The sequence below is a fragment of the Nitrosococcus wardiae genome (genome assembly GCF_004421105.1).
Lineage (GTDB): Bacteria > Pseudomonadota > Gammaproteobacteria > Nitrosococcales > Nitrosococcaceae > Nitrosococcus > Nitrosococcus wardiae.
In genome coordinates, this window is record NZ_CP038033.1 from 3149471 (window position 1) to 3174793 (window position 25323).

20 protein-coding genes are annotated in these 25323 nt (G+C 50.6%); 11 read left to right on the forward strand and 9 right to left on the reverse strand.

Features of this window, described 5'->3' with window-relative positions; genetic code table 11:
* Positions 1-29 precede the first annotated feature (29 nt).
* Positions 30-3299: an efflux RND transporter permease subunit gene (locus tag E3U44_RS14935; RefSeq protein WP_134358919.1), complete on the forward strand. Its 3270-nt coding sequence runs from the start codon at positions 30-32 to the stop codon at positions 3297-3299.
* On the opposite strand, the gene E3U44_RS14940 is transcribed toward E3U44_RS14935, so the two are convergent.
* The 4 genes from E3U44_RS14940 to E3U44_RS14955 form a co-directional block, all read right to left on the reverse strand.
* Complete coding sequence (locus E3U44_RS14940; RefSeq protein WP_134358920.1) at positions 3194-3829, reverse strand: DUF599 domain-containing protein; 636 nt, start codon at positions 3827-3829, stop codon at positions 3194-3196. The two genes, E3U44_RS14935 and E3U44_RS14940, sit on opposite strands and share 106 nt — an antisense overlap.
* Before the next feature lie 25 nt (positions 3830-3854).
* Positions 3855-4949, reverse strand: coding sequence for a magnesium/cobalt transporter CorA (gene corA / locus E3U44_RS14945; protein WP_338040769.1), 1095 nt, complete (start codon positions 4947-4949; stop codon positions 3855-3857).
* Between the two features lie 15 nt (positions 4950-4964).
* Positions 4965-5513, reverse strand: a complete 549-nt coding sequence (locus E3U44_RS14950) for an HPF/RaiA family ribosome-associated protein (RefSeq protein WP_134358921.1) — start codon at positions 5511-5513, stop codon at positions 4965-4967.
* A 386-nt stretch (positions 5514-5899) separates the two neighbouring features.
* Positions 5900-6409, reverse strand: a complete 510-nt coding sequence (locus tag E3U44_RS14955; protein ID WP_134358922.1) for an NUDIX domain-containing protein — start codon at positions 6407-6409, stop codon at positions 5900-5902.
* A 95-nt stretch (positions 6410-6504) separates the two neighbouring features.
* Between E3U44_RS14955 and E3U44_RS14960 the strand changes: the two genes are divergently transcribed.
* Positions 6505-7101, forward strand: coding sequence for an RNA ligase partner protein (locus tag E3U44_RS14960; protein ID WP_134358923.1), 597 nt, complete (start codon positions 6505-6507; stop codon positions 7099-7101).
* A gap of 21 nt (positions 7102-7122) precedes the next feature.
* Here E3U44_RS14960 and E3U44_RS14965 read toward each other — a convergent pair whose 3' ends face one another.
* Positions 7123-8238: an RNA ligase gene (locus E3U44_RS14965; protein WP_134358924.1), complete on the reverse strand. Its 1116-nt coding sequence runs from the start codon at positions 8236-8238 to the stop codon at positions 7123-7125.
* A gap of 112 nt (positions 8239-8350) precedes the next feature.
* On the opposite strand from E3U44_RS14965, the gene E3U44_RS14970 reads away from it, so the two are divergent.
* Entirely contained in the window at positions 8351-9013 is a 663-nt protein-coding gene (locus E3U44_RS14970; protein ID WP_134358925.1) for a DUF2959 domain-containing protein, read from the forward strand.
* On the opposite strand, the gene E3U44_RS14975 is transcribed toward E3U44_RS14970, so the two are convergent.
* Entirely contained in the window at positions 9010-9786 is a 777-nt protein-coding gene (locus tag E3U44_RS14975; RefSeq protein WP_134358926.1) for a hypothetical protein, read from the reverse strand. The two genes, E3U44_RS14970 and E3U44_RS14975, sit on opposite strands and share 4 nt — an antisense overlap.
* On the reverse strand, positions 9776-12208 hold the full coding sequence (locus E3U44_RS14980) for a Lon protease family protein (RefSeq protein ID WP_134358927.1): 2433 nt from the start codon (positions 12206-12208) through the stop codon (positions 9776-9778). Before E3U44_RS14980 ends, E3U44_RS14975 begins: the two co-directional genes overlap by 11 nt.
* Before the next feature lie 501 nt (positions 12209-12709).
* On the opposite strand from E3U44_RS14980, the gene E3U44_RS14985 reads away from it, so the two are divergent.
* A complete protein-coding gene (locus tag E3U44_RS14985; RefSeq protein ID WP_134358928.1) occupies positions 12710-14050 on the forward strand; it encodes a sigma-54 dependent transcriptional regulator in 1341 nt (446 codons plus the stop codon).
* Positions 14051-14189: 139 nt separating this feature from the next.
* On the opposite strand, the gene E3U44_RS20125 is transcribed toward E3U44_RS14985, so the two are convergent.
* The gene (locus tag E3U44_RS20125; protein ID WP_166805091.1) at positions 14190-15539 is read right to left on the reverse strand and encodes a hypothetical protein; all 1350 of its coding nucleotides are present in this window, start codon (positions 15537-15539) and stop codon (positions 14190-14192) included.
* Between the two features lie 339 nt (positions 15540-15878).
* Here E3U44_RS20125 and E3U44_RS14995 point away from each other — a divergent pair, with 339 nt between their 5' ends.
* From E3U44_RS14995 to E3U44_RS15010, 4 genes are all read left to right on the forward strand, one after another.
* Positions 15879-18032 (forward strand): VTT domain-containing protein, encoded by a 2154-nt coding sequence (locus tag E3U44_RS14995; protein WP_240761534.1) that lies wholly within the window; start codon positions 15879-15881, stop codon positions 18030-18032.
* 44 nt (positions 18033-18076) lie between these two features.
* Positions 18077-19345 carry a hypothetical protein gene (locus tag E3U44_RS15000; protein WP_134358930.1) on the forward strand — a complete coding sequence of 423 codons (1269 nt, stop codon included), beginning with the start codon at positions 18077-18079 and terminating at the stop codon, positions 19343-19345.
* A 9-nt stretch (positions 19346-19354) separates the two neighbouring features.
* Complete coding sequence (locus E3U44_RS15005; protein ID WP_134358931.1) at positions 19355-20182, forward strand: mechanosensitive ion channel family protein; 828 nt, start codon at positions 19355-19357, stop codon at positions 20180-20182.
* A gap of 265 nt (positions 20183-20447) precedes the next feature.
* Positions 20448-20777 (forward strand): hypothetical protein, encoded by a 330-nt coding sequence (locus tag E3U44_RS15010; RefSeq protein ID WP_134358932.1) that lies wholly within the window; start codon positions 20448-20450, stop codon positions 20775-20777.
* Positions 20778-20887: 110 nt separating this feature from the next.
* Here E3U44_RS15010 and E3U44_RS15015 read toward each other — a convergent pair whose 3' ends face one another.
* Positions 20888-21772, reverse strand: a complete 885-nt coding sequence (locus E3U44_RS15015) for an IS982 family transposase (RefSeq protein ID WP_134359866.1) — start codon at positions 21770-21772, stop codon at positions 20888-20890.
* A gap of 354 nt (positions 21773-22126) precedes the next feature.
* Between E3U44_RS15015 and E3U44_RS15020 the strand changes: the two genes are divergently transcribed.
* The 3 genes from E3U44_RS15020 (at position 22127) to E3U44_RS15030 (ending at position 25314) form a co-directional block, all read left to right on the forward strand.
* Positions 22127-23041 (forward strand): formate dehydrogenase subunit gamma, encoded by a 915-nt coding sequence (locus E3U44_RS15020; protein ID WP_240761539.1) that lies wholly within the window; start codon positions 22127-22129, stop codon positions 23039-23041.
* Positions 23042-23470: 429 nt separating this feature from the next.
* Positions 23471-24181 carry a diiron oxygenase gene (locus E3U44_RS15025; RefSeq protein WP_240761541.1) on the forward strand — a complete coding sequence of 237 codons (711 nt, stop codon included), beginning with the start codon at positions 23471-23473 and terminating at the stop codon, positions 24179-24181.
* Between the two features lie 143 nt (positions 24182-24324).
* Positions 24325-25314: an IS4 family transposase gene (locus E3U44_RS15030; RefSeq protein ID WP_240761835.1), complete on the forward strand. Its 990-nt coding sequence runs from the start codon at positions 24325-24327 to the stop codon at positions 25312-25314.
* Positions 25315-25323 lie beyond the last annotated feature (9 nt).

Below are 25323 nucleotides of genomic sequence, written 5' to 3' on the forward strand. Positions count from 1 at the left end.
CTTCGCTTCCTTCGTCTGCGGATAAAATCATGTTTGCACGCATTCTAAAATTTTCTGTCCAGCAGCGCTGGCTGGTCCTTTTGGCGACCTTCGGCGTGGCCGCGCTAGGAATTTACAATTATCAGCGCCTGCCCATCGATGCAGTACCGGATATCACCAATGCGCAGGTCCAGATCAACACTGAAGCGCCAGGTTATTCGCCACTAGAGGTGGAGCAGCGCATTACTTTTCCCCTCGAGATTACTCTGCAGGGTCTTCCGCAGTTGGAGGAAACCCGTTCCCTTTCCCGTTATGGGCTTTCCCAAGTAACCGTCATTTTTGAGGACGGCACCGATATCTACTTTGCCCGCCAGCTAGTTAATCAGCGCATCCAAGAAGCCAAAGGCAGCCTCCCGCCGGGTATCGAACCCAAGATGGGCCCTATCGCCACGGGACTTGGCGAAATCTTTCTGTGGACTATGGAGGCGGAATCCGGGGCTCTCAAGCCTGATGGCACCCCCTATAGCCCCACTGATCTTCGATCCCTCCAGGATTGGGTGATCAAACCTCAGCTGATCACCGTCCCGGGAGTCACCGAAATCAACAGTATGGGAGGGTATATCAAACAATACCATGTGACCCCTTACCCCAAAAAACTCATTGCCTACGGCCTCTCCTTCCGGGATTTGCTCGCCGCCCTCGCCCGCAACAATGCCAATGTGGGAGCGGGTTATATCGAACACCATGGCGAGCAATATCTGATTCGGGCTCCGGGACAAGTCCAAAACTTGGAAGAAATACGCCATATCATCGTCGGCACCCATCAGGGTGTCCCGGTGTATATCAAAGACGTAGCCGAGGTGGTGCTGGGAAAGGAATTGCGTACGGGGGCGGCCACCCGAGAAGGCGAAGAAACCGTACTGGGCACCGCCTTCCTGCTCATGGGAGAAAATAGCCGAACGGTAGCCCGTGCGGTTGCGAACCGACTAGAAGAAATCAACCGGACCCTACCCGAGGGGGTGGAAGCAAAAACGGCCTATGACCGCACCACCCTGGTGGATAAGACTATCGCCACAGTGAGAAACAACCTGCTGGAAGGAGCCACGCTAGTTATCGTCGTGCTCTTTCTCTTTTTGGGAAATTTCCGCGCCGCATTGATCACCGCCATGGTGATCCCCCTGTCTATGCTGTTCACCATCACTGGCATGGTCACCGAGAAGGTCAGCGCCAACCTCATGAGCCTAGGAGCGCTAGATTTTGGAATTATTGTGGATGGGGCAGTAGTCATCGTTGAAAACAGTATCCGACATTTGGCGGAGGAACAGCAACGGCGAGGGCGTACCCTGACTCTTGCTGAACGCTTGGAGGTCGTCTTCAACTCCTCTGAAGAAGCCCGCCGGGCGATCCTCTTTGGACAAACCATTATCATAGTCGTCTATCTTCCCATCTTTACCCTGACCGGAGTGGAGGGGAAAATGTTCCATCCCATGGCCTTTACAGTCGTCGCCGCCCTGCTCGGGGCGATGCTTCTCTCGATAACTTTTATTCCAGCGGCGGTGGCTATCTTTGTCAGCGGCCGTATTACGGAAAAAGAAAATCCTGCCCTGCGGCTGGCCAAAAAAGCCTATCTGCCAACGCTAAATTTTGCCCTAAACAACAGAGCAGTGGTGATCACTGTGGCGGCAGTAATCGTGGTCTTGAGCGGACTGCTAGCGACCCGCATGGGGACCGAATTTGTGCCTACCCTGGATGAAGGGGATATTGCCGTCCAAGCCATTCGGGCAACTGGAACCGGTCTGTCTCAGTCGGTGGAGATGCAGCGTACCCTGGAGAAAAAAATCATGGATTTTCCGGAAGTGGAAACGGTCGTCGCCCGCATTGGGACGGCAGAAATTGCCAATGATCCTATGCCTCCCAATGTCTCCGATACCCTTATCATGCTCAAACCCAGGGTGGAATGGCCCGATCCGGAACGTCCCAAGATCGACTTGCTCCGGGCAATGGAAGCCAGCATTACCCAGCTGCCGGGCAACAAATATGAGTTTACCCAACCTATTGAATTGCGTTTCAATGAACTTATTTCTGGCGTTCGGGCGGATATTGCGGTCAAAGTCTTTGGCGATGATATGGATATCTTGCTCACCACCGGTGAGCGCATTGCGGCAGTGCTGAGAACCGTACCCGGGGCGGCGGATGTCCGGGTTGAGCCGGTGACAGGCTTGCCGGTCGTCACTGTAAAAATGAAACGGCAAGCCATGGCCCGCTATGGGCTTAATGTGGCTAACGTCCAAGAAGTAGTCACCGTGGCACTGGGAGGAAAAACCCCTATCGGGGAAGGCAGCACCGGTATGATCTACGAAGGGGATCGCCGTTTTCCCCTAGTGGTTCGCCTTCCTGAACACCTGCGCGGTGATCTTGAGACCTTAAACCGTCTCCCGATCCCCCTTCCCTCCGGGGGATCGGCACCACCACAATTTGCTTTACAGGACGCTACCAAACCATTACCCCGCCCCAGTTATATTCCCCTCAGTACCGTGGCAACCTTGGAAGTTACCCCAGGGCCCAACCAAATTAGCCGAGAGAACGGCAAACGCCGTCTAGCCGTTACCGCTAACGTCCGTGGCCGCGATTTGGGTTCTTTTGTGACAGAAGCCCAGGCCAAAATTCAGGACCAGGTGGCAATCCCTGCAGGCTATTGGACCACGTGGGGCGGTCAATTCGAACAAATGATCGCTGCGGCCCAGCGCCTTGAGATTGTGGTTCCCATTGCCCTCCTTCTTATTTTCATCCTCCTATATAGCACCTTTGGCACCCTTAAGGATGGCCTGCTGGTATTTACCGGCGTTCCCTTTGCCCTGACAGGTGGAGTACTGGCCCTTTGGCTGCGGGATATTCCCCTGTCCATCTCTGCAGGAGTAGGCTTCATTGCCCTTTCCGGGGTGGCAGTGCTTAACGGCTTGGTGATGATTTCGTTTATAAAAAAACTGCGCACGGATGGCTTACCCTTAGACGAAGCCGTTCGGCAAGGGGCGCTGACCCGGCTGCGTCCGGTGCTGATGACTGCCCTGGTGGCTTCTTTAGGTTTTGTACCCATGGCCCTGGCCACCAGCACCGGAGCAGAGGTGCAACGCCCACTAGCCACTGTAGTCATCGGCGGCATCCTCTCTTCTACGCTACTCACCCTGCTGGTCCTGCCTGCCCTCTATGACTGGGTCTATACCAACCGATCCAAGCGATATAGCACCCCCAATAAGAGCAGTGTCCCCCCAAGCAACCAAAGGGAGCCCAATAACCATAAAGATAAGGGAATGGCAAAATAATAACCCCGCATCCCTAAACTATAGTGGTTTGCTCCCCGTTGCAGTATCTCCGTGACCGCTTCGGCGCTAACACCGGCTTCCTGGCACTCGGAAACATTAATCATAAAACCCACATGATTGTAGTAGCGAATCGCCAAAGTAAAATTAAAAAAAGCAAAAAAGAAATTCCCACTCAGTATCACGAACTTCAGCAGCCACAATAACTCACTGTCGTAGCCCAGGTAATTTAGCAACTTGGACAGAGGGGGTTGTTGTTCGGTGGTAAAAACCACATTGAGTATGCCAAGACCAAGCAAAATTGCAGTGGAAGCAAGCAGGGTCGCCGCCATGGTCCAATTACGCAAGGTTTGGACGGCCAGAATGTCCCGTCCTTCTTCCATGACCTTTTCTACCCACAGCCTGCGGATGCGTTGAGACAAGCCCACTGCCGTTGATAAAGGCTGCCTGCGTATTTGCCGACGCAACCGAATATGATAAGCTCCTAACAAAATGAAGGCTAACAGCGTTATCCCATATTCCCAGTACGGCATGTTTAAAAACAAGGACCGTCCCGCATTAAAACCACTTTCGACGTTTAAAAAAGACTAACAGCAAGACAGCCACCCCAATCATCACTAGCCATATCAAGGGGTAACCGTAATACCAATTAAGCTCTGGCATCGCCCAAGGGCTGTCAGAATTGTTGCCAAAATTCATACCATACACGCCCGCAATAAAGGTCAAGGGGATGAAAATAGTGGCAATGATGGTCAATACCCGCATGATTTCATTGGTATGATGACTGACACTGGAGAGATAAACATCCAACATACTACTGGTCATCTCCCGATAGGTTTCCAGTAGCTCCATGATCTGGATGCTGTGATCATAGCAGTCCCGTAAATATATTCTGGTTCCCTCGCTAATTGGGCAGTGATCCTCTCGCAGCAACCCATTGACCACTTCACGCTGGGGCCAAAATATTCGGCGCAGCAATAATAATTCCCGTTTAATCCGGTGAATCCAGGCCAAGGTATCCCGCGTTGGACACCGTAAAAGTTCCACCTCGAGATCTTCTAGCTCCTCGCCAAAACTCTCCAATACAGGGAATCCCCCATCAATCACCACATCAATCAAAGTGTAAAACAAATAATCTATGGGGCGGGACTGAAAGCGTTTACCGTTTTTTCGTAGTCTTTTTCTGACTGGCCCAAAGGGATCACGATTACCGTTGCAAAAACTCACGATATAGTGTTCACCTAAAAACAGGCTGACTTGCCTTGTCTTTATGGTTGAATCGTTAAAGACAGCTAAGCCTAAGATGACAAACAACTGCTCATCATAGCTTTCCACCTTGGGACGTTGCCCTGTATTGAGGACATCCTCCATCGCCAAAGGGTGAAGATTAAACAATTCCCCTAGATGGTGCAGAACGGCAGGTTCTGCATAGCCTTGAATATGGATCCAAGTATTGCTGGGTCCCTGGAGGTAGGGTTGGCACTCACCGGCATTGGCCAACTCCTGCTCTCTGAGTTCAGCAGCAGTATAGTCAACCAGGCGGATTGAAAGCGGCGCCTCCACGCCGCCTTCTACTGCCACTAAAGTACCAGGAGGGGTACCGGGGGGATGGTAACTTTTGGTGAAGTAATCCACTATCCGCCTATTCAGCAATATGCTGTTTCCCAATCAATCTATCAATTTTACGGTACTGGCCTGGGGACCCTTCTCTCCTTGCTCTTGGTGAAAGCGGACCTCATTACCTACTTTCAATTGCTCAAAATCCGCACCCAAAACGCTATTTCTATGGAAATAGATTTCCTCTCCAGCAGAAGCTTCGATGATGCCGTAGTCTTCAGCAGGAAATAAGGCTGCAATACGCCCCTGGGGAGGAGCTTCGTGGTATTTCTCCTGACCCCGCTGGCGCTGAGCATATTCTTTAAGCTGACGGCGCATGGTGCGGAAGGCATCCCGGACCGCCACATAGACATCTTCATAGGCCTGGTGCTTTTCAGGCTCCCGACTGACGACCAATTCTTTACCGGGCACAGTCAAATCTATTCGGACATGATAAAGATTGCCCTGACGGTGGTGTTTATGGTCCTGCTCCACCACCACCCGACAACTCATGATTCGATCATAGAATTGGTCTAATTTCCCTGCATGTTCACGGACATTGGCTTCCAGGGCCTCCGAAGGTTCCATATTACGAAAAGTAATTTCCAAAGGTAGTTTCATAGAAATCTCCGTTTCAGGTTAGCACAGGCACGAAACCCCTCGAATTTATTCGAGGCAGGAGCGCCCTGTGTTAAAACTTCGCTATCCAGCCCCCGTCCAAAGGCACCCTCTGGGTAAACAGTTTCTGGCACTGAAGGAGCGACAAACCGGCGCGTCTCCCACGACGCAGGTAAAAAATATCGGGGGATTGCAGACGCAAGTTGGGCAGCTAAAGACCATGACATAGGAACGTCGCTGTTTCGGCACGATTCTGGAACGGGCCTTGCTGAATCCAGGATTGGAGAGGCCTCGTGCGGCGTAATGGGCGGCGAGTGTAAACGTCCCGAATGTGGCAGTATCAATCTGACCATAAAGCCTCTAAATTTATTTAGGGGTTGGTTTACGCATTAGTTAAGCACAGCTACACCATAAAAACAGGGGTCCTCCTCTTCACTGACGGCAATCCTCATAATTCTTGCGGTCTCCCTGGCCTCCCCGGCATCACAGCCACTGATCTGCCGGGCCCAAGCAAGTACCTGCCGTAACCGTTCCCCTAGAAGTCGAAACCCTTCTTGGTAAGACACCCAACGAAACTCATGGTGTTCAGGTCGGCCAAGTTCCAGACTGACCGGCAGAGAGACCTTCCCCTTTGGAGCTAAGGCGAGGTAATAACGAGCTACTTTACCACGGCCATAGGGAACCGTTTCATAGTGCTCATAGCCCCACCAAAACTCAAGTTGAGTAAGGCCGGTCTCCTCTTCCACTTCACGGCAGGCGGCCACCAAAGGTTCCTCTCCTGGCCGCACTAATCCCTTAGGAAAATCCCAGTAATGGTAGGCACGCAGCAATAGATACCGACAACCCTCATCGGTCTTTCTAATCACCACCACACCTGCCGAATGCTGTTTGATTTTCATTGCTTTTTCCCTGAAGGTCTTGGAGAATTAAGCTAACAAGTAATGCCTTTCCCCAATCTCCCTAATTCCCCCCGAACACCTTGGATAAATTAATAATGGAACGCTTTATTCTTGATACCAGCGTATTTACTAACCCGGATACTTTCAAACAATTTGCCCCAGATGCGGTCGAAGCGACCCGAGTATTCCTGCAACTGGCTAGACAGACAGATGCAGAATTCTTTATCCCCGGTTCCGTATACGAAGAATTCCGGCTCATGAAGGATCTTGACTCCCTTGGTGGCGATTTTGAAAGCGTGATCAGGATTCGCTCTCCGAGACGATACAGCCTGACCATTCCGAGCGAGTTTCTCTATGAATTTATCCATGAGGTTCGCTATCGTATTGATCGGGGTCTGCGTATCGCTGAAGAACACGCCCGTCTGGCCGCTAGACCCGGCACCGTTGCTGATCAGGGAGCCTTGATTACCCGCCTGCGGGAACGTTATCGAGAAACTTTGCGCAGAGGCATCCTCGACAGCAGAGAAGATATCGACGTCCTCCTGCTTGCCTACGAATTGGACGGGGTACTGCTATCAGCAGACGAAGGGTTGCGCAAGTGGGCCGACAAAGTGGGAGTAAAAATTATACTTCCTCAACACCTGCGGCGGGTGTTAGAAAACCTGGCTCGGGACAACGGCCTTCCAAAATGAAGGGCTTAGAGGAGAGGTTGATCAATCATATACAACCCCGCCTGAAAGAAGTTCCCCTAGCAACCCCGTGGTGCGCTGAAAAACCTTATCAAATTCTAATACATAAAATTCTCCTTCTTGCTCCAGTCGGTGCTCGACGATTTGGAGATGCCCATCTCCTCTCCCCAGATGAGCCAAGAGCTGCTTTCCATTAGCCCGATTCCGCAAGCGGCAACGAAAACGGTGGTAGACTCGATGCTCACGCTGGCATTGCTCAATGGCCTTGAACACCCCTTCCACAAAAGCAGCGCCTAACCGGGTTTTAAGCTCACGGGTATGACCAATTCCCTCTTCATCGAGAAACATCACTAACCGCAGAATGCGGCCTATGAAATATTCAGGCGGCAAATCCTGCAAGTAGCGGGTCATTGCCTCGATATCGCTCAGACTGGCTTCGCTGGTCACATATTTCGACTGCTTGCCCCCCGGAATATCCTCCTTGAAAACCAAGCCCTCACGACCTTCATTATTCAGCTTTATCATCAGCTGCTTAATGGCAGAGAGATCGTCAGCTTGAAAGCGGCCAAAGTTCTGTACTGAGGGGAGACGGTAGTGCTCTATAAGCTGGCGCTTTTCTGCCTGGGATAAATAGTCGAGCTCGCCCTTACGCTGGCCATCAAAGACAAAAAGTTGAATATCCTCGTGGATAAAAGGGGGAGAACCCACCAGATAAGGATTTTCAGGACCCGCTATCTCAGCGCAAAGGATGAGTTCCGGGTGCTCCGAAAATATTCGCCTATCTATCAGATCCGGCAGTCGATCTACCGTAAACGGACACAGAAATCCCCCCCGGGTTACCCCCAGCAAACGCTCTCCTAGCAGGAAGACACGGACGTTATAGCCATCCACCTTCTCTTCCGCCCAGAAGGCGCCCGTAAACTGCTCCTTAAGCCCTTTATCAAGGCGCATCACTCGACCGATCTGGGGATAGCCCGGAATAAGCGTGCCATCTTCGAAGATAATCGTACCCCTGGTCAGGGGGCGGCTATCGTCAGCGAGTCGATGATAAACCAGATCGCCAAAGCGTTCACGGCGTAACCGGCCCTTGGCTTGTACCTGGTGAAGGGAATTTTTTAGGGTTCGATCGAGTTTTTGCATAGTCAAATGTTCCACTCCAACCACGACGACTGATAGACCCAGCTAGAGTCCCATTCTCTACCTAGATTCTGTTACTATTTTCAATCTTAGCCTAAAAATGGAAGCCATCTGCATGCTGAATATATCCCCTGGTTTCACTCTCCGGACTTTTTTGACCAGCCTCTCTCTCCTATTGCTTGCCAGTTGCCAAACCACCTATTACAAAACCATGGAACAGTTTGGCTACCACAAACGGGATATCTTGGTAGATAGGGTCGAGGGGGTACGAGACGCTCAAGTGGAAGCCAAGGAACAATTTCAATCAGCGTTGGAGCAGTTTTCTTCGGTAGTGAACTTCGAAGGTGGTGATTTAGAAGCCGTTTATAATCAACTCAATGACGAGTTCCAGGAGAGTGAAGAAAAAGCGGAAGCGGTTCGTAACCACATCGCCTCCGTTGAAAATGTGGCCGAAGCCTTATTTGAGGAGTGGGAAGAAGAACTCGGTCAATATAATAACCCCTCCTTGCGGCGCAGCAGCGAACAGAAACTCACCCAGACCCGGTCACATTATGACAAGCTGATCCGCGCCATGAAGCGCGCTGAAGCAAAAATCGAACCCGTGCTAGCCACCTTTCGGGATCAAGTCTTGTACTTGAAGCATAATCTAAATGCCCGCGCCATTGCCGCATTGCAAGGCGAGCTTAACACCATAGAGACCGATGTGAATCAGCTCATCCAAGAAATGGAAGCCGCCATCAATGAAGCCAACGCCTTCATTAAAACCCTAGAAAGCTAACGCACTAATACCAAAGGACAGCGCACTTTATCTAGCAAGCTTTGAAACCAAGCCGGCTCTTGCACTTCAGCCATATCGGCAGGAAGAATAATGGCTTCTCCCCCAGTGTGTTTGCAAAGATTTTCCACTCCCGTAGGGGAGGCCATCTCCCGCACCGAGGCTTGCGGCTGAAGCTCTGTGAGTCTTCCAGCCACCCGCGCCGCTAATGAAGTTTGGCCCTTGCTCTTTTGAGGAACAAGCACCACTAACTGCCTGCCCTTCTGGCGCGCGAGGACTAGGGCGGTAATCAAAGCATGCTCAGCCGAGGGGGTATCGGTGTAAACAAGATAAATAACTCCCCTGGAAGCCGAGAGTTGAGCTCCGCTCTCAGGGCGCCATCTCTTTTGGCGGGGCCGGGCAACAATGAGCACATCAGAGGAGGCTCCGACTTCTAAGAGCAAGGGGATCCGGCGGCCACGAATGGTCTCAAATGACCAGGATAAGCGGGCCCCTTCTGCGACCCTCGCCAATTCCATTTGCACCCGTTTGGCAACAATTTTAAAGGAGCGATCCAAAGCGCCCCCCTCAAAACGCCGTTCCTGAGCTGAAAAAAGCACGACTTCGCGAGTAAAGGGAAGCTCAGCAACCTGGAGTAAATCCGCATCCTCAACGAACAAACCCTGTAACTTGGCCTCCAATTCCGTGGCCAGAAAGGCGGCAAACTCTAGCGCCTCCAAGGTAGAATTGGCGGCATCAAGCGCCAGTAAGACCCGACGCCTGTGCTTATTGTTCACGTGTGGTTCCACCATCGCCTTCATTTCGAGAAAGGGGTTTCCCGAACCGCTGGCGCAAGTGGCTGAACTCTCTCAGCCGTGCTTGCACCCGCCCATTCACCGTATCTTCCGGATAGCGGCCTTGACTATCCGGGATACCCGCTTCCCTACCCGTGAGTAACTCTAAGACCTCATCCACGGTGTCAACAGGATAAACGCGAAACTGGCCCTTTTCTGCCGCCGCTAAGATATCATGCCGTAACATCAAATGTTTGACATTAGCCCGTGGAATAAGGACTCCTTGTTCCCCATTTAGCCCCCGTGCCCGACAGACGTCAAAGAAACCCTCGATTTTTTCATTCACACCACCGATCGCCTGGACAACTCCCCGTTGATTTACAGAACCGGTTACCGCCAATGACTGGCGAATAGGGACCTTTGCCAGCGCTGAGAGCAGGGCACAAAGTTCTGCTATCGAAGCGCTATCCCCCTCCACCATCCCATAGGATTGTTCAAAAACGAGGCTGGCTGACAGAGACAATGGACACTCTTGGGCATACCGATGGGCCAAATAGGAGGAGAGGATCAAGACTCCTTTAGAATGGATGGGTCCGCCAAGCTCCGTCTCCCGCTCAATATCTATGACCTCCCCTTCGCCCAAAAACGCGGTGGCCGTAATCCGCGAGGGCCTTCCAAAGGCGAAATCCCCGAGTTGTAATACTGAAAGCCCATTGATCTGGGCAATCTCTATTCCTGCGGTATCAATAAGCAAGGTTTCACGCAAGATTTCCTGATATACTCGCTCCCGTAATTGATCAGACCGTCGTATTTTGGCATCAATGGCCTGCTGTACATGGTCAATGCCGATGGTATTACTGGCGGCCTTTCCAGCAAAATAATCTGCTTCCTGCAGCAGATTTTTGAGCCCTTCCTTGTGGAGAGAAAGCTTTTCTCCATCTCCCACCATCCGGGCGCTATGCTCGATTACCCGAGCCACGCCTTGCCGATCCAAGGGGCGGAGCTTTCCCTGACGAGCCATACTCCCAATAAAACGGGCATAGCGCTGGGTACCCTCCGGGCTCCGATCAAAATCTTCAGAAAAATCAGCAGTCACCTTAAACAGCAAGTTAAATTCGGGATCGTATTCTTTCAATAAATAATATAATATCCGCTCCCCCGTCAGGACGACTTTAATATCCAAGGGAATGGATGCCGGTTCTAGGGAAATGGTACTCACCAGGCTCAGCATCTGCTCCAGGGACTCCAGCCTGATTTCCTGGGACTGTAAAACCCGCTTGAGCCCCTCCCAAGCAAAGGGCCGAGTCAATACCTTGCGTGCATCCAAAATTAGGTAACCCCCATTGGCGCGATGGAGGGCCCCTGACTTAATTAGGGTAAAATCGGTTTGGAGAGTGCCTAAACGGGCAATGTGCTCTACCCGGCCCACCAGGTTCTGATAGGTAGGATTATCTTCGTAAATAACAGGAGCACCCCGACAATCACTGTTGTCCACCAGAACATTGACCCGATAACGGCGAAACTTTCCTGACCGGTTTTCCTGGTAAGCTTCAGCAAAGGGATCTTCGCTTTGTTCTGTGGAAATAAAATCATTCACATTTTCCACCATATCCTGCTTAACTGCCTGTAGATAATCCATGACCTGGGGCAGATCGCTGTATCTCTGCTGGAGCTCTTCAAAAGGTTGTTCAACCGTCGCTTGCGTGACTTCCTCCTCCAGGGCTTTAAAACGAGCCCGGCTTTCTCTCCTCCAGGTGGGGATCTTTCGGATAGCTTTTTTCAGCTTTTCGCTGAATTTTTCCACTAGCCCCTGGATTCGCTTCTTTTCCTCCTCAGAGAGTCCCTCAAAGTCTTCTGGCCCCATGGGTTGACTATCTTTTGCCGGGGCCAAGGTATAACCGGCAGGCGTACGCAGCAAAAGAATGCCTTCTTTCTGGGCTTGCTCAGCAAGTTCAGCTAGGGCTTCCTCTCCCTGGGCTTCGAACTGGTCACTAATTTCTTGGGTCCGAGCTCGATATTCCTCACTCTGGAAGGCGGCCCGGAGAGCACTGACTAAGTCTTCCACCAACTGCGCCATATCCTGCTGCAGATGTTGCCCCCGACCAGGAGGCAATTGTAGGACCTGGGGGCGGTAGGGGTGTTCGAAATTGTTGACGTAGCACCAATCAGAGGGTACAGGTTCAGCTGCCGCCCGCTTATCCAGCACTTGTCGCACCGCAGTGTATTTCCCCAGCCCATGGGAGCCAGCTAAATAGAGATTATACCCTTTGTGTTGAATTCCAACGCCGAAGTCAATGGCTTCAAGAGCGCGGCTCTGGCCCACAATTTCAGCCCCATCTTCCAATTCCTCGGTAGAGGTAAAGGTAAACTGGCTCTCATCACAGGCATGATAAAGCTGACCTGTCGCAAGTGGTTGATATTTCATGTTATTCTTTGGTGCTTTAGCCAGAATCGCTTCAATGCTACTTTCTTGCTCTTTTGTCACACCAGAGTAAGAGGATAGATGCCCTCCCGGGAGGGTCCTCTTTAATCTACCAGGAAGAAAAGAAGAATAAAGGGATTATCACCCCGAAGATAAGCTATCGAAAGTATTATTTTAAAATCCAGCAAAAGTGTCCCAGAAAGTTCTGGGCCCGTCTATAATTAGTTAGTTTCAAATAGCGCTAGGAAATCAGGAAGCCCACCCTAATACCTGTGTAAATAAGTAAGATAAAATATAGAATAAAAACGGCCAGTCAGCAAATAAAGCGGCAATCTTGCTTTTAACAAATATCTGGCTCGGTACCTATCTACACATGCACTCTCAAGAAATTAAGAATGCTACCAATAATATTAATGAGGCCTTAGTATGAGGAATTCCAGGGTTTAGAGCAAAAAATCAAAAAAAAGTCGCTAGAACAAGGGTATAGGGTAAATAATAACAATCATGGACTTGAGAAAACTTCTCTATCTTCAACCGAGAGGCCCCTCACAAATTCAACAAGATGCCTTTAAGGCGGCTGGGTGGGAAATTCATGTTGCCACAGAAATTGCTCATGCTCAGCAATTATGCGAGAAACATGGGTTCCGAGTAGGATTAATGGGTTTAGCACCCGGAGTGGAAAATAACTTACCACAGAATATCGATAAATTGATTTCCTCGGCCCTCCACACCGAGTGGGTGGCTTTGCTCTCAACGCAGCAGATACGAAATGAGACAATCCGCCACTTAATCACTTCTTATTGCTATGATTACCATACTCTTCCAATAGACTATCCCCGCCTGTTAACCACCATGGGCCATGCTTACGGCATGGTAAGTATGGCGTGTCAGCAAATTAGCCAAAGCATTGAAGAGCTGGGACCCAACCAAATGGTTGGAGTAAGTCCTGCCATGCAACAGGTCTACCGCAGCATTCGGAAAATTGCCAGTGTGGATATGCCCATCTTGATCACGGGGGAAAGTGGCACAGGCAAGGAACTAGCGGCACTCGCCATCCATGAGCGCTCAATGCGCGTTAACGGCCCCTTTATGGCCGTCAACTGTGGAGCATTACCGCCAGAACTCATCCAGTCCGAACTATTCGGACATGAAAAGGGAGCCTTCACTGGTGCTATCAAGCAAAAATTTGGACAAATCGAATTAGCGGCTGGCGGTACGGTTTTTTTGGATGAGATAGGTGATTTACCCCTTAATCTTCAGGTCAACTTACTCAGATTTCTACAAGAAGGCACCTTTAAGCGGGTCGGAGGGACTCAAGAGATGACCATCGATGCGCGCGTTATGGCAGCGACTCATGTGGATCTAGAAAAGGCGGTGAGTGAAGGCCACTTCCGGGAAGATCTTTATTATCGGCTAAATGTCTTGAATCTACGCATGCCATCCCTAGCCGAACGGGAAAACGATATTGAAATCTTGGCTAAATATTTCTTTGAAAAATTTTCCGATCAAACAACAATGCGCATCAAAGGATTTAGCCAAGAGGCTTTGCGGAGGCTACACCGCCATGCTTGGCCAGGGAATGTACGAGAACTGATTAATCGTATCCGACGTGCCATGGTAATGTGTGAAGGCCGCTTGATCACCCCCATTGATCTAGGGCTAGAACGCCGTCTCTCCAACCGCCGGATAATGACTCTGGCAGAAGCCCGTGCTCGCGCAGAAAAAGAAACTATTCTCCGTACCCTGCGGCAAGCTAAAGGCAATGTTTCCCAGACAGCCATACAATTGGGGATTTCTCGTCCCACGCTGTATCGTTTAATGGAAAAATATAAGATTTCAATTTAATTGAATTTTTTACTCTTCGCTAACCAAACATTCTTCCCCGTCATGCCACTGATCTAGAGAAAAATCTGAATTCCCAAGACACCCCCATAATTTACACGACTTGGAACGTTACCTTCCCCATGCTGAGAGCAGGCTTGATTTAGACGGACATGAGTCGCTCCAAAACCTGTTGATAAGATTGCCCCTGAGCGAAGAGGCCCTGTGCCAACTGCACCCACTGACTCAAGGCATCACGGGTGAGGGTATAGAGCTTCTGAGCGACGGTTTGCTGATTATCTTCAGCAAAGGCAAATCGTTCTGATTTTCTGCCACCCGCCGGGGTCCGCTGAAGCAACGACTGCGCTACGCCACTCAAGCGGAAGTGGCGTTTGAGCGCTTCCTCCTTACGTACCTGAGACGCTTCCAGGCCCACGGCTTGTTTGCAGAACTCATGAAAGATCTCCACCGGCCAGCGATCGCTCCAGACCCGAATCACCCGGCCTGCTTCCCAGTGCAGGGCATCGGTGAGTAGAAACCGAGGAGTATCACTGAGATCGGCTTGCTCATGAACAATGACCAGGCGTTTGCGCCCATAGCGCTTCAACCGCACCGTCTTGGTAAAGGCCCAGAACGCTTTTTCCTCACCGCTACGCCGCTTCACGTTGACGCGACGAAAGCTCTCGGGATGCTGCTGACGCAACTCGGCGGCGATCTCATCGACCCGCCGCCATTGCCCCTGCCATTGAATGAGCCGAGAGCTTTCCAGCTCCGAAACCCAATGCTTCCCCTGCTGTTCAATCAGCGGGATTAACGGTAACGAGAGCACCCCATTATCAAAGGCATAAGGTGCCTGCGGAAAATGGCCCTCGGCTTCGAGTTGGCGCACCATCTCCACAGCGATTTCGGTGCGTTTGCGATACGACAGACGGTTCTTCTGATAATGCAGCAAGTCGATAAATCGCTCTCGCGCCTGCTCCAGAGCGGTGTAGTCCTCTTGGGCCGTCATGTTCAAATAGCCTAACTCTTCGGCTTGAGAGTTGGGAAACTGAACCTCTAGCGCTAAACCATCGACCCTATCGGCATGGGCCACTACCGCCGTGACCAGCGTCGGGTAGGTACTCATCCGACCTTCGACGGGGTCATAAGCCCGCTTGGTGGCGTAAATCTCAGGTCCCCGGTCATGATGCACGTAGGTCCAATCCAGAACCATGACTTCCAAGCCCCGTCCTCGATGCTCGCCTGCGACCACCGCTCGATGGCGCGCCAGCAACCCCTCACTATCCCCGCCGGCTTCAAACACCGCCGCATGCATCGCTCGTCGGCTCACCCCTCCAGCCTTCGCCCAAACCTGCTGGGCGTCAATCCCTTGCAGCGTCTTATTGGGACTGAGCAACAATCCCGTGATATAGCGACTCACATGCTCAAACCCGGCGTCCCGACAAAAGAACTCTCGGTAAGGCTCAAGACCCTCCTTTATTAGGCTGGGAACACCGACTAACGGTAGCCACATCTCTATGCATTTTCTTCAGTTGTTCTTCCCCCTATCATCCCTCTTAAGCAGTTAACTTTCCAAGTCGTGTAATTTACCCAAAGACCCGGAGTTGTCATATCCCCGAAGGCGGGTATCCAGCCTTTTCAGGTAGTAATTAGCTTCCCACCTACGTAGGAATGGCAAACTGCGTAAGTCCAGATCCACTGTGGCGCGGGGGATCCCACCGGCTAATCTTAACTCAAGGCGCTTTTAAACTAGCTTTGCGGCTCCAGGACCCCAAAAGGCAACTGGCAAGCTCAAGCACTAATCCCCATACTATACTCCTCATTCCTCAAAAATATGATTGGAGGTCTATTCTTGAACGATGACAATACCTCTTCTCAAATCCTTAAGCCGGGCAACAATTGCTGGCGCCTTGAACGAGCCAATCGGGCTGCCTTTCTAGTGGATGGGGAAGCCTATTTCAAAGCCTTTCACAGCGCTGTCGAACAAGCCCAACACTCGATCCTGATCCTAGGCTGGGATATCAACAGCCAGCTTAGACTGCTACGGGACGAATCCTCAGACTCACTGCCTGAAACACTGGCTGATTTTCTTAATAATGTCGTCTCTCGCCAACGGGGACTGCAAGTTTACATACTCTGCTGGGACTTCGCCATGATTTATGCCCTAGAGCGGGAATGGCTGCCCATTTATCGATTGAGCTGGCGAACCCATCGCCGACTGCACTTTGAGATGGACGATCAGCATCCTGCTGGCGCTTCCCATCACCAAAAGGTAGTAGTAATCGATAATGCCGTGGCCTTTGCCGGCGGCTTCGATCTCAGTAAGCAACGCTGGGATACGCCGGAACATCGACCGAATGACGAGCGACGCATCGATCCGGACGGTACTCCTTATCCCCCCTTTCATGATATACAGATGGTTGCCGAAGGCCCCGCAGCCGCAGCACTTGGAGATTTAGCCCGTGAGCGCTGGTACCGAGTCACTGGCCGTCGTCTCCCACCCTCAGAGACCTCCAACTATGGCATTCCCTGGCCAAAGAGAGTAGCGCCTGATTTAGAGAATGTCTTTATTGCGATTGCCCGTACCGAGCCGCAATTCAAAAGCTATCCTGAGATACGGGAAGTGGAGCGCCTCTATTTAGATACTATTGCTGCGGCTCAGCGCTTTATTTATATTGAGAATCAATACCTCACAGCCTACCAGATTAAGGAAGCACTGGCAGCACGGCTCCAGGAACCCCAAGGCCCTGAAGTGGTTTTGATACTTCCCCTGGAGACCAACGGCTGGTTAGAGCAAAATACCATGGACATCCTGCGGTGGCGGGTCCTCAATGGCTTATATGAGGCCGATCAGCACGACCGCTTACGCGTTTATTATCCCGTTACTTCAGGGCCCAGCAGCCAATGCATTATGGTACATTCCAAGGTGTTGGTCGTAGATGAGAAACTGGTCCGTATCGGCTCTTCTAACCTCAGCAATCGCTCTATGGGGTTAGACACAGAATGTGATCTGGCCGTGGAGGCTAACGGCAATAGCTCTGTCGCCGCGGCCATCGCTCAATTCCGGAATCGCCTCCTGGGCGAACACCTAGGTGTAAAACCACAAGAGGTAGCACAAGCCGTAATCCAGAAGGGCTCTTTAATTGCAACTATTGAAGGATTGCGCGGTCCCGGCCGGACCCTAAAAAAACTTGAAGCACACATTTCCCCAAAAATGGACAAATGGGTATCAGGAACTAGGGCAAAGATAATTGATCCGGAGTACGCTATTGATCCAGACCGATTAGCCGATGGATTCATTCCTCCTGAACAGCGCCAGTCCGCCAGCCGCCAACTACTTTTAAGAATCTTTATATTTATTATCCCCTTCGCGCTTGCTGCCGCCTGGCGTTGGACACCCTTAGGTGAGTGGCTCGACTTACAAACGCTAGTCAATGCCGCTGGAAAGTTCAAAGGATCGGCAGGGGCCCCATTTTTTGCGATCGGAATTTATCTGCTAGCTGGCCTACTCGCAATACCCATTACGCTGCTCATAATAGTCACAGTACTGGTATTTGGCTCTGTAACCGGTTTTGCCTACGCCCTGACAGGCACGATGCTGAGTGCCATACTGACCTACAGCTTAGGCCGCCTACTTGGACGCCGGACGATAAGGCGGCTTGCAGGCAAGCGCCTTAACCAGCTCAGCCGCCGCCTAGCCCAGCAAGGCATCCTCACCGTACTTGCTGTGCGTCTCATCCCAGTGGCCCCTTTTACGGTGGTTAATATGGTAGCGGGGGCTTCTCATATTCGTTTTCGCGATTTTACTATAGGCACCTTACTGGGCATAATACCGGGAACGCTGGGGATAGCCCTTTTTATCCATCAGGTGATAGCAGCAATACGCAATCCAACGCCGCTTACCTTTGGCATTTTAACAGCAGTACTGGGAATCATTGCCCTAGGAATGCTGGGAATCCGCTGGTGGCTGCGTAAACACGATGAAACTGATGTGGTGAAAAATTGAGACTAAACGTCCAGAACGGACCGTATTCCATGCACTGAGCTATTGTGTCCCCCCCCCCAGAAGCAACACCGATCTGGCGTTATATTCGCCTAGACGAATTCACCTGCCCTAGCCCCTCGGCTAAGGAAACAATGCGCAAGGGAGTGTCGGGTTTCTGGGATAAATTTAGGCGAAGGACTGAACCAGAAGAACCTATTATTACCCAAGATGAATTAAAGCGGCTATCCGATAAACTCTATGCACAAACTGCACCTGAACCTGATTGGACAAAACCGGTAGCTGCTCTCAACGAGGCTTTAGAAGAAGGACTAGCCACAAGAATTTCGCGAGTCCACATCCTGGTGGGCGCCCCCTTCAGCGGTATTGCTGAAGTCCTGGTAAACTGGGCTGAACGCAGGGGAATAAAAGTTATTCAGCCCCCTGAGCCCGGGGTAATCCTGAATCAACACCAGGAATGGCTACAATGTCTTAGGAATGAAGGTAGCACCCGATCCTTAGCCATTCCCCATCTGGAACGCTACTATCTACGCCACCATCACGGCCTGAAGTTAATTCGCCAGTTACTGCCATGGCTTCTAAATCGGCCGGGTTACTGCGTTCTTTGCTGTTCCAGTTGGGCTTGGGCTTATTTGAGTAAGGCTCTGCAAGTAGACAAGCTTTTTCCCGCCCCTTGGACTCTAGAAGCACTTAACCAAGAACGCCTTCAGCAGTGGTTCGCTCATCTGAGTACACGCCAAGGGAAGGAGATCTTTCTTTTTCGCCAACTGGATAATGGAGCCTTCGTTATCCCCCCTCTAGATGACATGCCCTTTGCAGAAAAAACGATGAGAAAAAGAGCTGCTAAAGCCACCCCACACCCTGAAGTGTCAGCCTTCCTGACCGACTTGGCAGCCTATAGCCGTGGTAATCCTGGGATTGCCTGGACACTCTGGCGGCAAAGTTTGCAGATGGCCCCGGAAAAAGAAAACGGTACGGATACTCAAGACCAGACGCCTAATGGGGATGAATCGACGTATGGCCATACTATCTGGGTCAAACCCTGGTCCCAACTCCCACTACCAAACCTGCCAGAAGCAGCAGATCGAAACACGCTCCAGATTTTGCACACTCTACTGCTCCATGAGCGCCTGCCGACCTCCCTATTCATAGAGCTGCTGCCCTTTTCTTTTTTTGAGGCCAGGCAAATACTGATCCAACTCGAGCGTTGCGGTTTGGTGATATCAGCACAGGATGAATGGCAACTCACGCCACTCGGTTACCCCACGGTGCGGCAAGCCCTGCAGGCTGAAGGGTATCTGGTGGACTCGCTATAGGAAACCCTTATGAGCCAAGAAGATATCACTCAGCTTTTTCAAGATCCCGATCAAATCCGAATACTACAAATTTTTCTTATTATCGCCCTTGCCTGGTTACTACACCGTCTGATTAACTGGCTTATCCCTTGGCTCGCCGAACGGCTGCCAGGACGTGCTCGCTGGTACCTCTTGCCTTTGATGCCGGTGTTAAAACTCCTCATCCTGATTACAGCCATTGCGCTCCTCATACCCCTGATTATCGAACCCACTTTACAGAACATGATCACCCTTCTAGGGGCAGTCGGGCTGGCACTGGGATTCGCTCTCAAGGATTATGTCAGCAGTATTATGGCGGGTATTGTGGCTATTTATGAGCGCACCTACCGTCCTGGCGATTGGGTCAAAATTAATGAAGCTTATGGCGAGGTGCGATCGGTAAACCTACGGGCGCTAAAAATCCTTACCCCGGAGGATACCATTGTGACCATTCCCCATGCCAAATTATGGGATACCAATATTTATAACGACAATAATGGTTCTCGGGAACTGCTCTGTGTAGCGGACTTTTATCTAGACCCCCGCCACGATGCCCATTTGGTACGGGAGGCACTTTATGATGTCGCTTTAACAAGCGCCTTTATTGAACTGGATCATTCTATTGTGGTTATCGTGGCCGAAAAACCCTGGGGGACTCATTATCGCCTTAAAGCCTATCCCATGGATGGACGGGACCAATTTCTTTTTACTAGCGATTTAACCGTACGAGGTAAAGCAGTACTGGCAACCCTAGGAGTGCAACCAGTCCAGGGGTGGCTTGGCGCTCAAAGCTTCAGCGATGGCGACACAAAACTTTGAATAAAACTATACTGCTTTGAAGACAAGCTTTAAATGAATGTGATGTCATGGTTGCTATTGGAGTAACAGGAAAAGATTCGCCTAGCGATGAAAAATCCCTTCACTATTATATTTTTATACTATTATTATTTTGTGGAGAGCTATCAGCTATTGCCCTGTTCTTTTGTCCGATATACTAATATCAGGGTATGTAATATATTGAAATAGAATTGGCCCCATCAAAATTAATCAACATACAATGTAGGGAATCCCTAAGGAGACTTTCATGAATAAACGTCAAAACCCATCATGTTCAGAAGACAAAACCCAAGTACCTTCTGAGGAAAGCCGGGTAGAAGCTCGGCGGAAATTCTTAAAAACAGCGGGCAAATTCGCACTTTATACCCCGCCTACGTTAACGTTGTTAATGCATCCTAGTGTGCATGCCATCAGTAAATCAAATAATGGAGTGGGAAATGGGCCGGATAATCCCCCTTCTGGCTTCAATCACGTACCTGAAAGTAGGAGGTTCGTATTTGATAACGATGAAGACAACGTACGGACATTAGGGGATCAGGGACCTGGTAATCCGGGCAACCGGGGTGGTTTCAAGTAAAAAGTTTAAATCATACGATAATCAAATCCTTGGATAACCCGCTATTGCAGCGGGTTTTTTTTACCTACCCTACAACCGTTCGATCCTAATTTAACGTCAGTTCTGGATAACTACATGGGTTTATCCAAGAGAATAAGTTGCTGGTTAGTCAGGTTAAGTGAAGGCTTGAGCGGCTGATGGGTGTAGGCGATAAGCCCAGCGACTAAATTGGCCATGAAATGAGCGATGCTGCGATGGCGGCTGTGCTCAATTTGAGAGATATTTTTAAGCGGGTCGTTGATGGTTTCGATAAGCGAGCGCCTGCGCAGCAAAAGTTTATCAAACAGAGGCAAGAGGCGGTTATGCATATTTTTGCGAATGGGAGTTATCAGCTGGAGGCCCTTCTCAAAGAGAACTTGGAATAAGTGTGTTGAAATGTAGCCTTTATCGCCAAAGAGTTTTCCTGAGAGGCCCTCGGTGAGATGGGGCACGGGGTGGCGGTCATCGATGTTGCCGGGGGTCACGTGGAAAGCGAGCAGTTCCCCTTCATCATTGATGATCAAATGCAGCTTAAATCCATAACACCCTCCCATGGAATGCTTGCCCCAGTGGGCCTTTTTTTTAAAGCGTTGATGGGTAGGGGCCCGTTGGCGATGGCAGACGATAATGGGCGTAGAATCAATAAAACCAATACCGCTGACCTGCCCTTTACGGGTGTGCAGATCACTGCACAACGGAATCAATGCCGCGCCCATGAGTTCCACAAAGCGGGGATAACCGACCCGCATAGGAAAGGCTCCCCGCCAGTATTTCGCCACATAGCCGGTGTAATAGGGCTTAAAGGTGCGATAGTTCGAGCGATGGAAAGCAATGATAATCGTCATCACCTCACTCAGTGACAGGTTTGAGGTTTTTCGCCGCTTTCTCTCGTCTGAGTGTAGAAGCTGCTGATTCCACTGGGGTTCAAACGCTTGGCAGAAATCATCGACCTCACAAAAAACCCGCTCTAAATCTATCATGGCCCTCACCTGCTTCTTTGAATAACCCTCTGAACAGGCACATCCTATCTCCTACCCAGGACTATGAAAACAGCCCCCCGCTTATGTCGAACTGACGTCACTGGGGTTCAAACGCTTGGCAGAAATCATCGACCTCACAAAAAACCCGCTCTAAATCTATCATGACCCTCACCTGCTTCTCTGAATAACCCTCTGAACAGGCACATCCTATCTCCTACCCAGAACTATGAAAACAGCACCCCGCTTATGTCGAACTGACGTCTCTGGAGCCTTATCATCGTCATTGCCGGTGCCCTGACGCTGCCCCTGACAGGCTATGTCTACGTTGAAGTTACTTCAGCCCAAACTGAATTGGACAACAAAACCAACCCCCGAGCCAATTACTGGCGCGCAGTACGCGAAGGTGTCCCTGGTTATTCCGCTGTCAAGGGGCAAGAACGTGGCGTTCTGATCGATAACGGGGGACAGAATTGGCGCCAGATTCGCAATGGCCCTATCGCGGGTCTTACTCCTTGGATACTCGGTTTGATGCTATTCGCGATCACGGCCTTCTATCTCTACCGGGGGCCCGTCAGATTAAAAGAAAGCCCCTCCGGAATTACTGTCAAGCGCTGGTCTCTATTGGAACGCACACTTCACTGGTATACGGCGACTCTGTTTATCCTGCTGGCCATGACAGGATTGAGTCTATTGTTTGGTCGGGCGGCGCTGATTCCCTTGCTGGGTCTTGAGGGATTTTCAACCTACGCCGGTTTTGCCATGGTCGTTCACAATTACCTGGGACCTCTCTTTGCAGTGGGAATCTTTCTGGAGATTATGATCTGGATGAAATACAACCTCCCCAACCGAGTAGACTGGGAATGGTTTAAAAAGATGGGCGGCCTGGTGGGAGATGAACATCCCTCTGCTGGACGGATGAACGGGGGCGAAAAGGTTTGGTTCTGGTTTATCGCCACGGTGGGGGTGGCGGTCATCGTGGCTGGATTCATCTTAGATTTTCCCAACTTCGGCCAGACCCGATCAACCATGCAGAATGCCCATGTGACTCATGTAATTGGTGCTGTCATCTGGCTATCTGCCGCCCTGGGACATATTTATATGGGATCGCTAGGGACCGAAGGCGCATTGGAAGGAATGGTCAAGGGCCAAGTCAGCGCTGAATGGGCCAAACAACACCATGATCTTTGGTATGAAGAAGTTAAAGGGCAACAGGAGAAAGAACAAGAAAAACCCATACCTGATACACCTCAACAAACATCAATTTAAGTTAACCGGCCTAAACTCCTGCACCCCAGAACCCCGTCCTTATCACCCTCTTGTAGTTACGTTCAAGGACTTTGAATAGTTTTGGCGCACCAGGCTAGGATACGATATATTAGTAGCGGACCAGTGGGATCCTCGCTCAGGGGTTGGGAGCGAAAGCGCCATGTTTCTATCAGGTATAGGGGGAAATAACCAAATGTTTCAATTCAACTCTGCCCTGATTCTCTATTACCCTGGCAGCCAACCTTGAACTACATTCCTTTACCGGTAGTACTTCTCTTTATTCGAGCACGAACTCCAATCTCGAATCCCCTATAGCCTCCTGATGCAATGCTCTAAGATTAGCACCTCGCCAATCCCCCTACTAAAAATCGGCAAATAATCTAAAAGGTTGCAGGCGAAGCTCATTAAAAAAGGAGATAATAAACTAAAATGATCGAAAACAAAGCATATCGTTCTATCTTCTCCCCTTGCTCAGTCCAAGAACGAAAAGAGAATTTTGACAGCTACTGGCGCTTTACTCAACAACATGCCGGCGAACTTTTAGAAGAAGATAAAGATCTCGTTAATAAGCGGGAAAAACTAAAATACTTCCAAGACCACCCCGTCCGTTCCCGAAACCCCCTTCCTAATCCCGAACTGTTTTACCGCAATTACGTGAAATTTAAAGATGATCCCCAATCCGTCGATCGCAAGACGCTGCTTTTAACCACTATTTACAAATTTGCCCGTCACGAATGGGTTGGTATTTCAGGAGCTTGGGAGATAATACCTACAATGGCGGAAGCAAAAACTTTGACCGATAAAATCAGCCGGGTCCACTTAGCCGAAGAGTTTTGTCACGTGCGCTTCTTCCATGAAATGCTAAAAACCTTCCATCTAGATAAAGTCGAGTGGGTCCCTTTAGGACCGGTAAAGCAGAAAATTTATAAAATATTTCCTCGTCTGCCTGGTTTCTTAATGGATACCCCGGCCTTCGTTACAGAACTCATGGGAATGACGTTTTACCAGCATTTGGATACGCTCTTTGAGGAAGTATTGGCTGATGAACCTGAAGCCCGGCAACGGCTCAGGGAAATTCTCCTCGGTACGGTACAAAACCGGCATATAGTTAACATTGTCAAGGGGTTATACAGTAAGTGAGCAATGGGGTTATGATGAACGGTTTACCGCCAAGTAAAGGTTCATTCCCCATGATGGCTGCTCACTTACTGAAATGTGAACTTAAGCGTTTTCTGCCCTGGCATCAAGCCCGCATCGACTGTTTAGCGCAATTGATCGTGGCGATGGTTCAAGTGCGGACGGTGAATTTAACGCAACTGGCATTAGCTTTTGATGCGCTGGTGCAGCGGGAGTCGGTTTATCAACGTGTGAAGCGTTTTTTTCGTCACCATCAATTTGAAACCGACCTGGTGGCGGTGCTGGTGACGAGTTGGCTAGATTTGGGCAAGCGGTGGGTGCTGTGCTTGGATCGGACCACCTGGCAGTTGGGGCGCACGCCGATCAACGGGTTGGTCCTGTCAGTGGCTTATGCTGGGGTGTCCGTGCCGCTAATGTGGACGGTATTGGGGAAAAAAGGCAACTCCTCCACCGAGGAGCGTATCGCCCTGATAGAACGGTTTCTACGCCGCTTCCCGCCGGAGCGCATTGAATGTCTGATGGCTGATCGTGAGTTTCGTGGTCATCAGTGGTTATCGTATCTCATCAGGCGTGGTATTGCGTTTCGCTTACGGATCCCCAACAACACGAAAACCCACAATCGTCAGCGTAATGCTCGTTTGCCCGTCACCCGGCTGTTCAGCATTCAGAGCGGCGAGACGATGATACTCAACCGGCCACGGCGCCTGTGGGGTCATACCTTGTACCTCGTCGGTACGCGCGCACCCAGTGGGGAATACGTTATCATCATCACCACCCACGCCCCAGAGCAGGCGCTCGAGGACTATCGCCAACGCTGGCAAACGGAGTGTCTGTTTGCGGCGATGAAGCGCCGGGGCTTCAACCTCGAAGACACGCATATCACCGACCCAGACCGGGTCGCTCGATTGATCGCCGTCATGACCTTGGCCCTGTGCTGGTGCTATAAGGTAGGGCTCTGGTTAAATCAGCAACAACCCATTGTGATCAAAAAACATCAGCGCCGTGCCTGTAGTGTGATCCGTTTAGGGTTGGATACGTTGCGCCGGGTTTTGCTCAATGGCGCTTCACAAACACCACAGATACGCGACTGGATTCACTTCCTTTTCGATAAAAAGGTCATCATAGCAAACACTTAGGAAAACTCT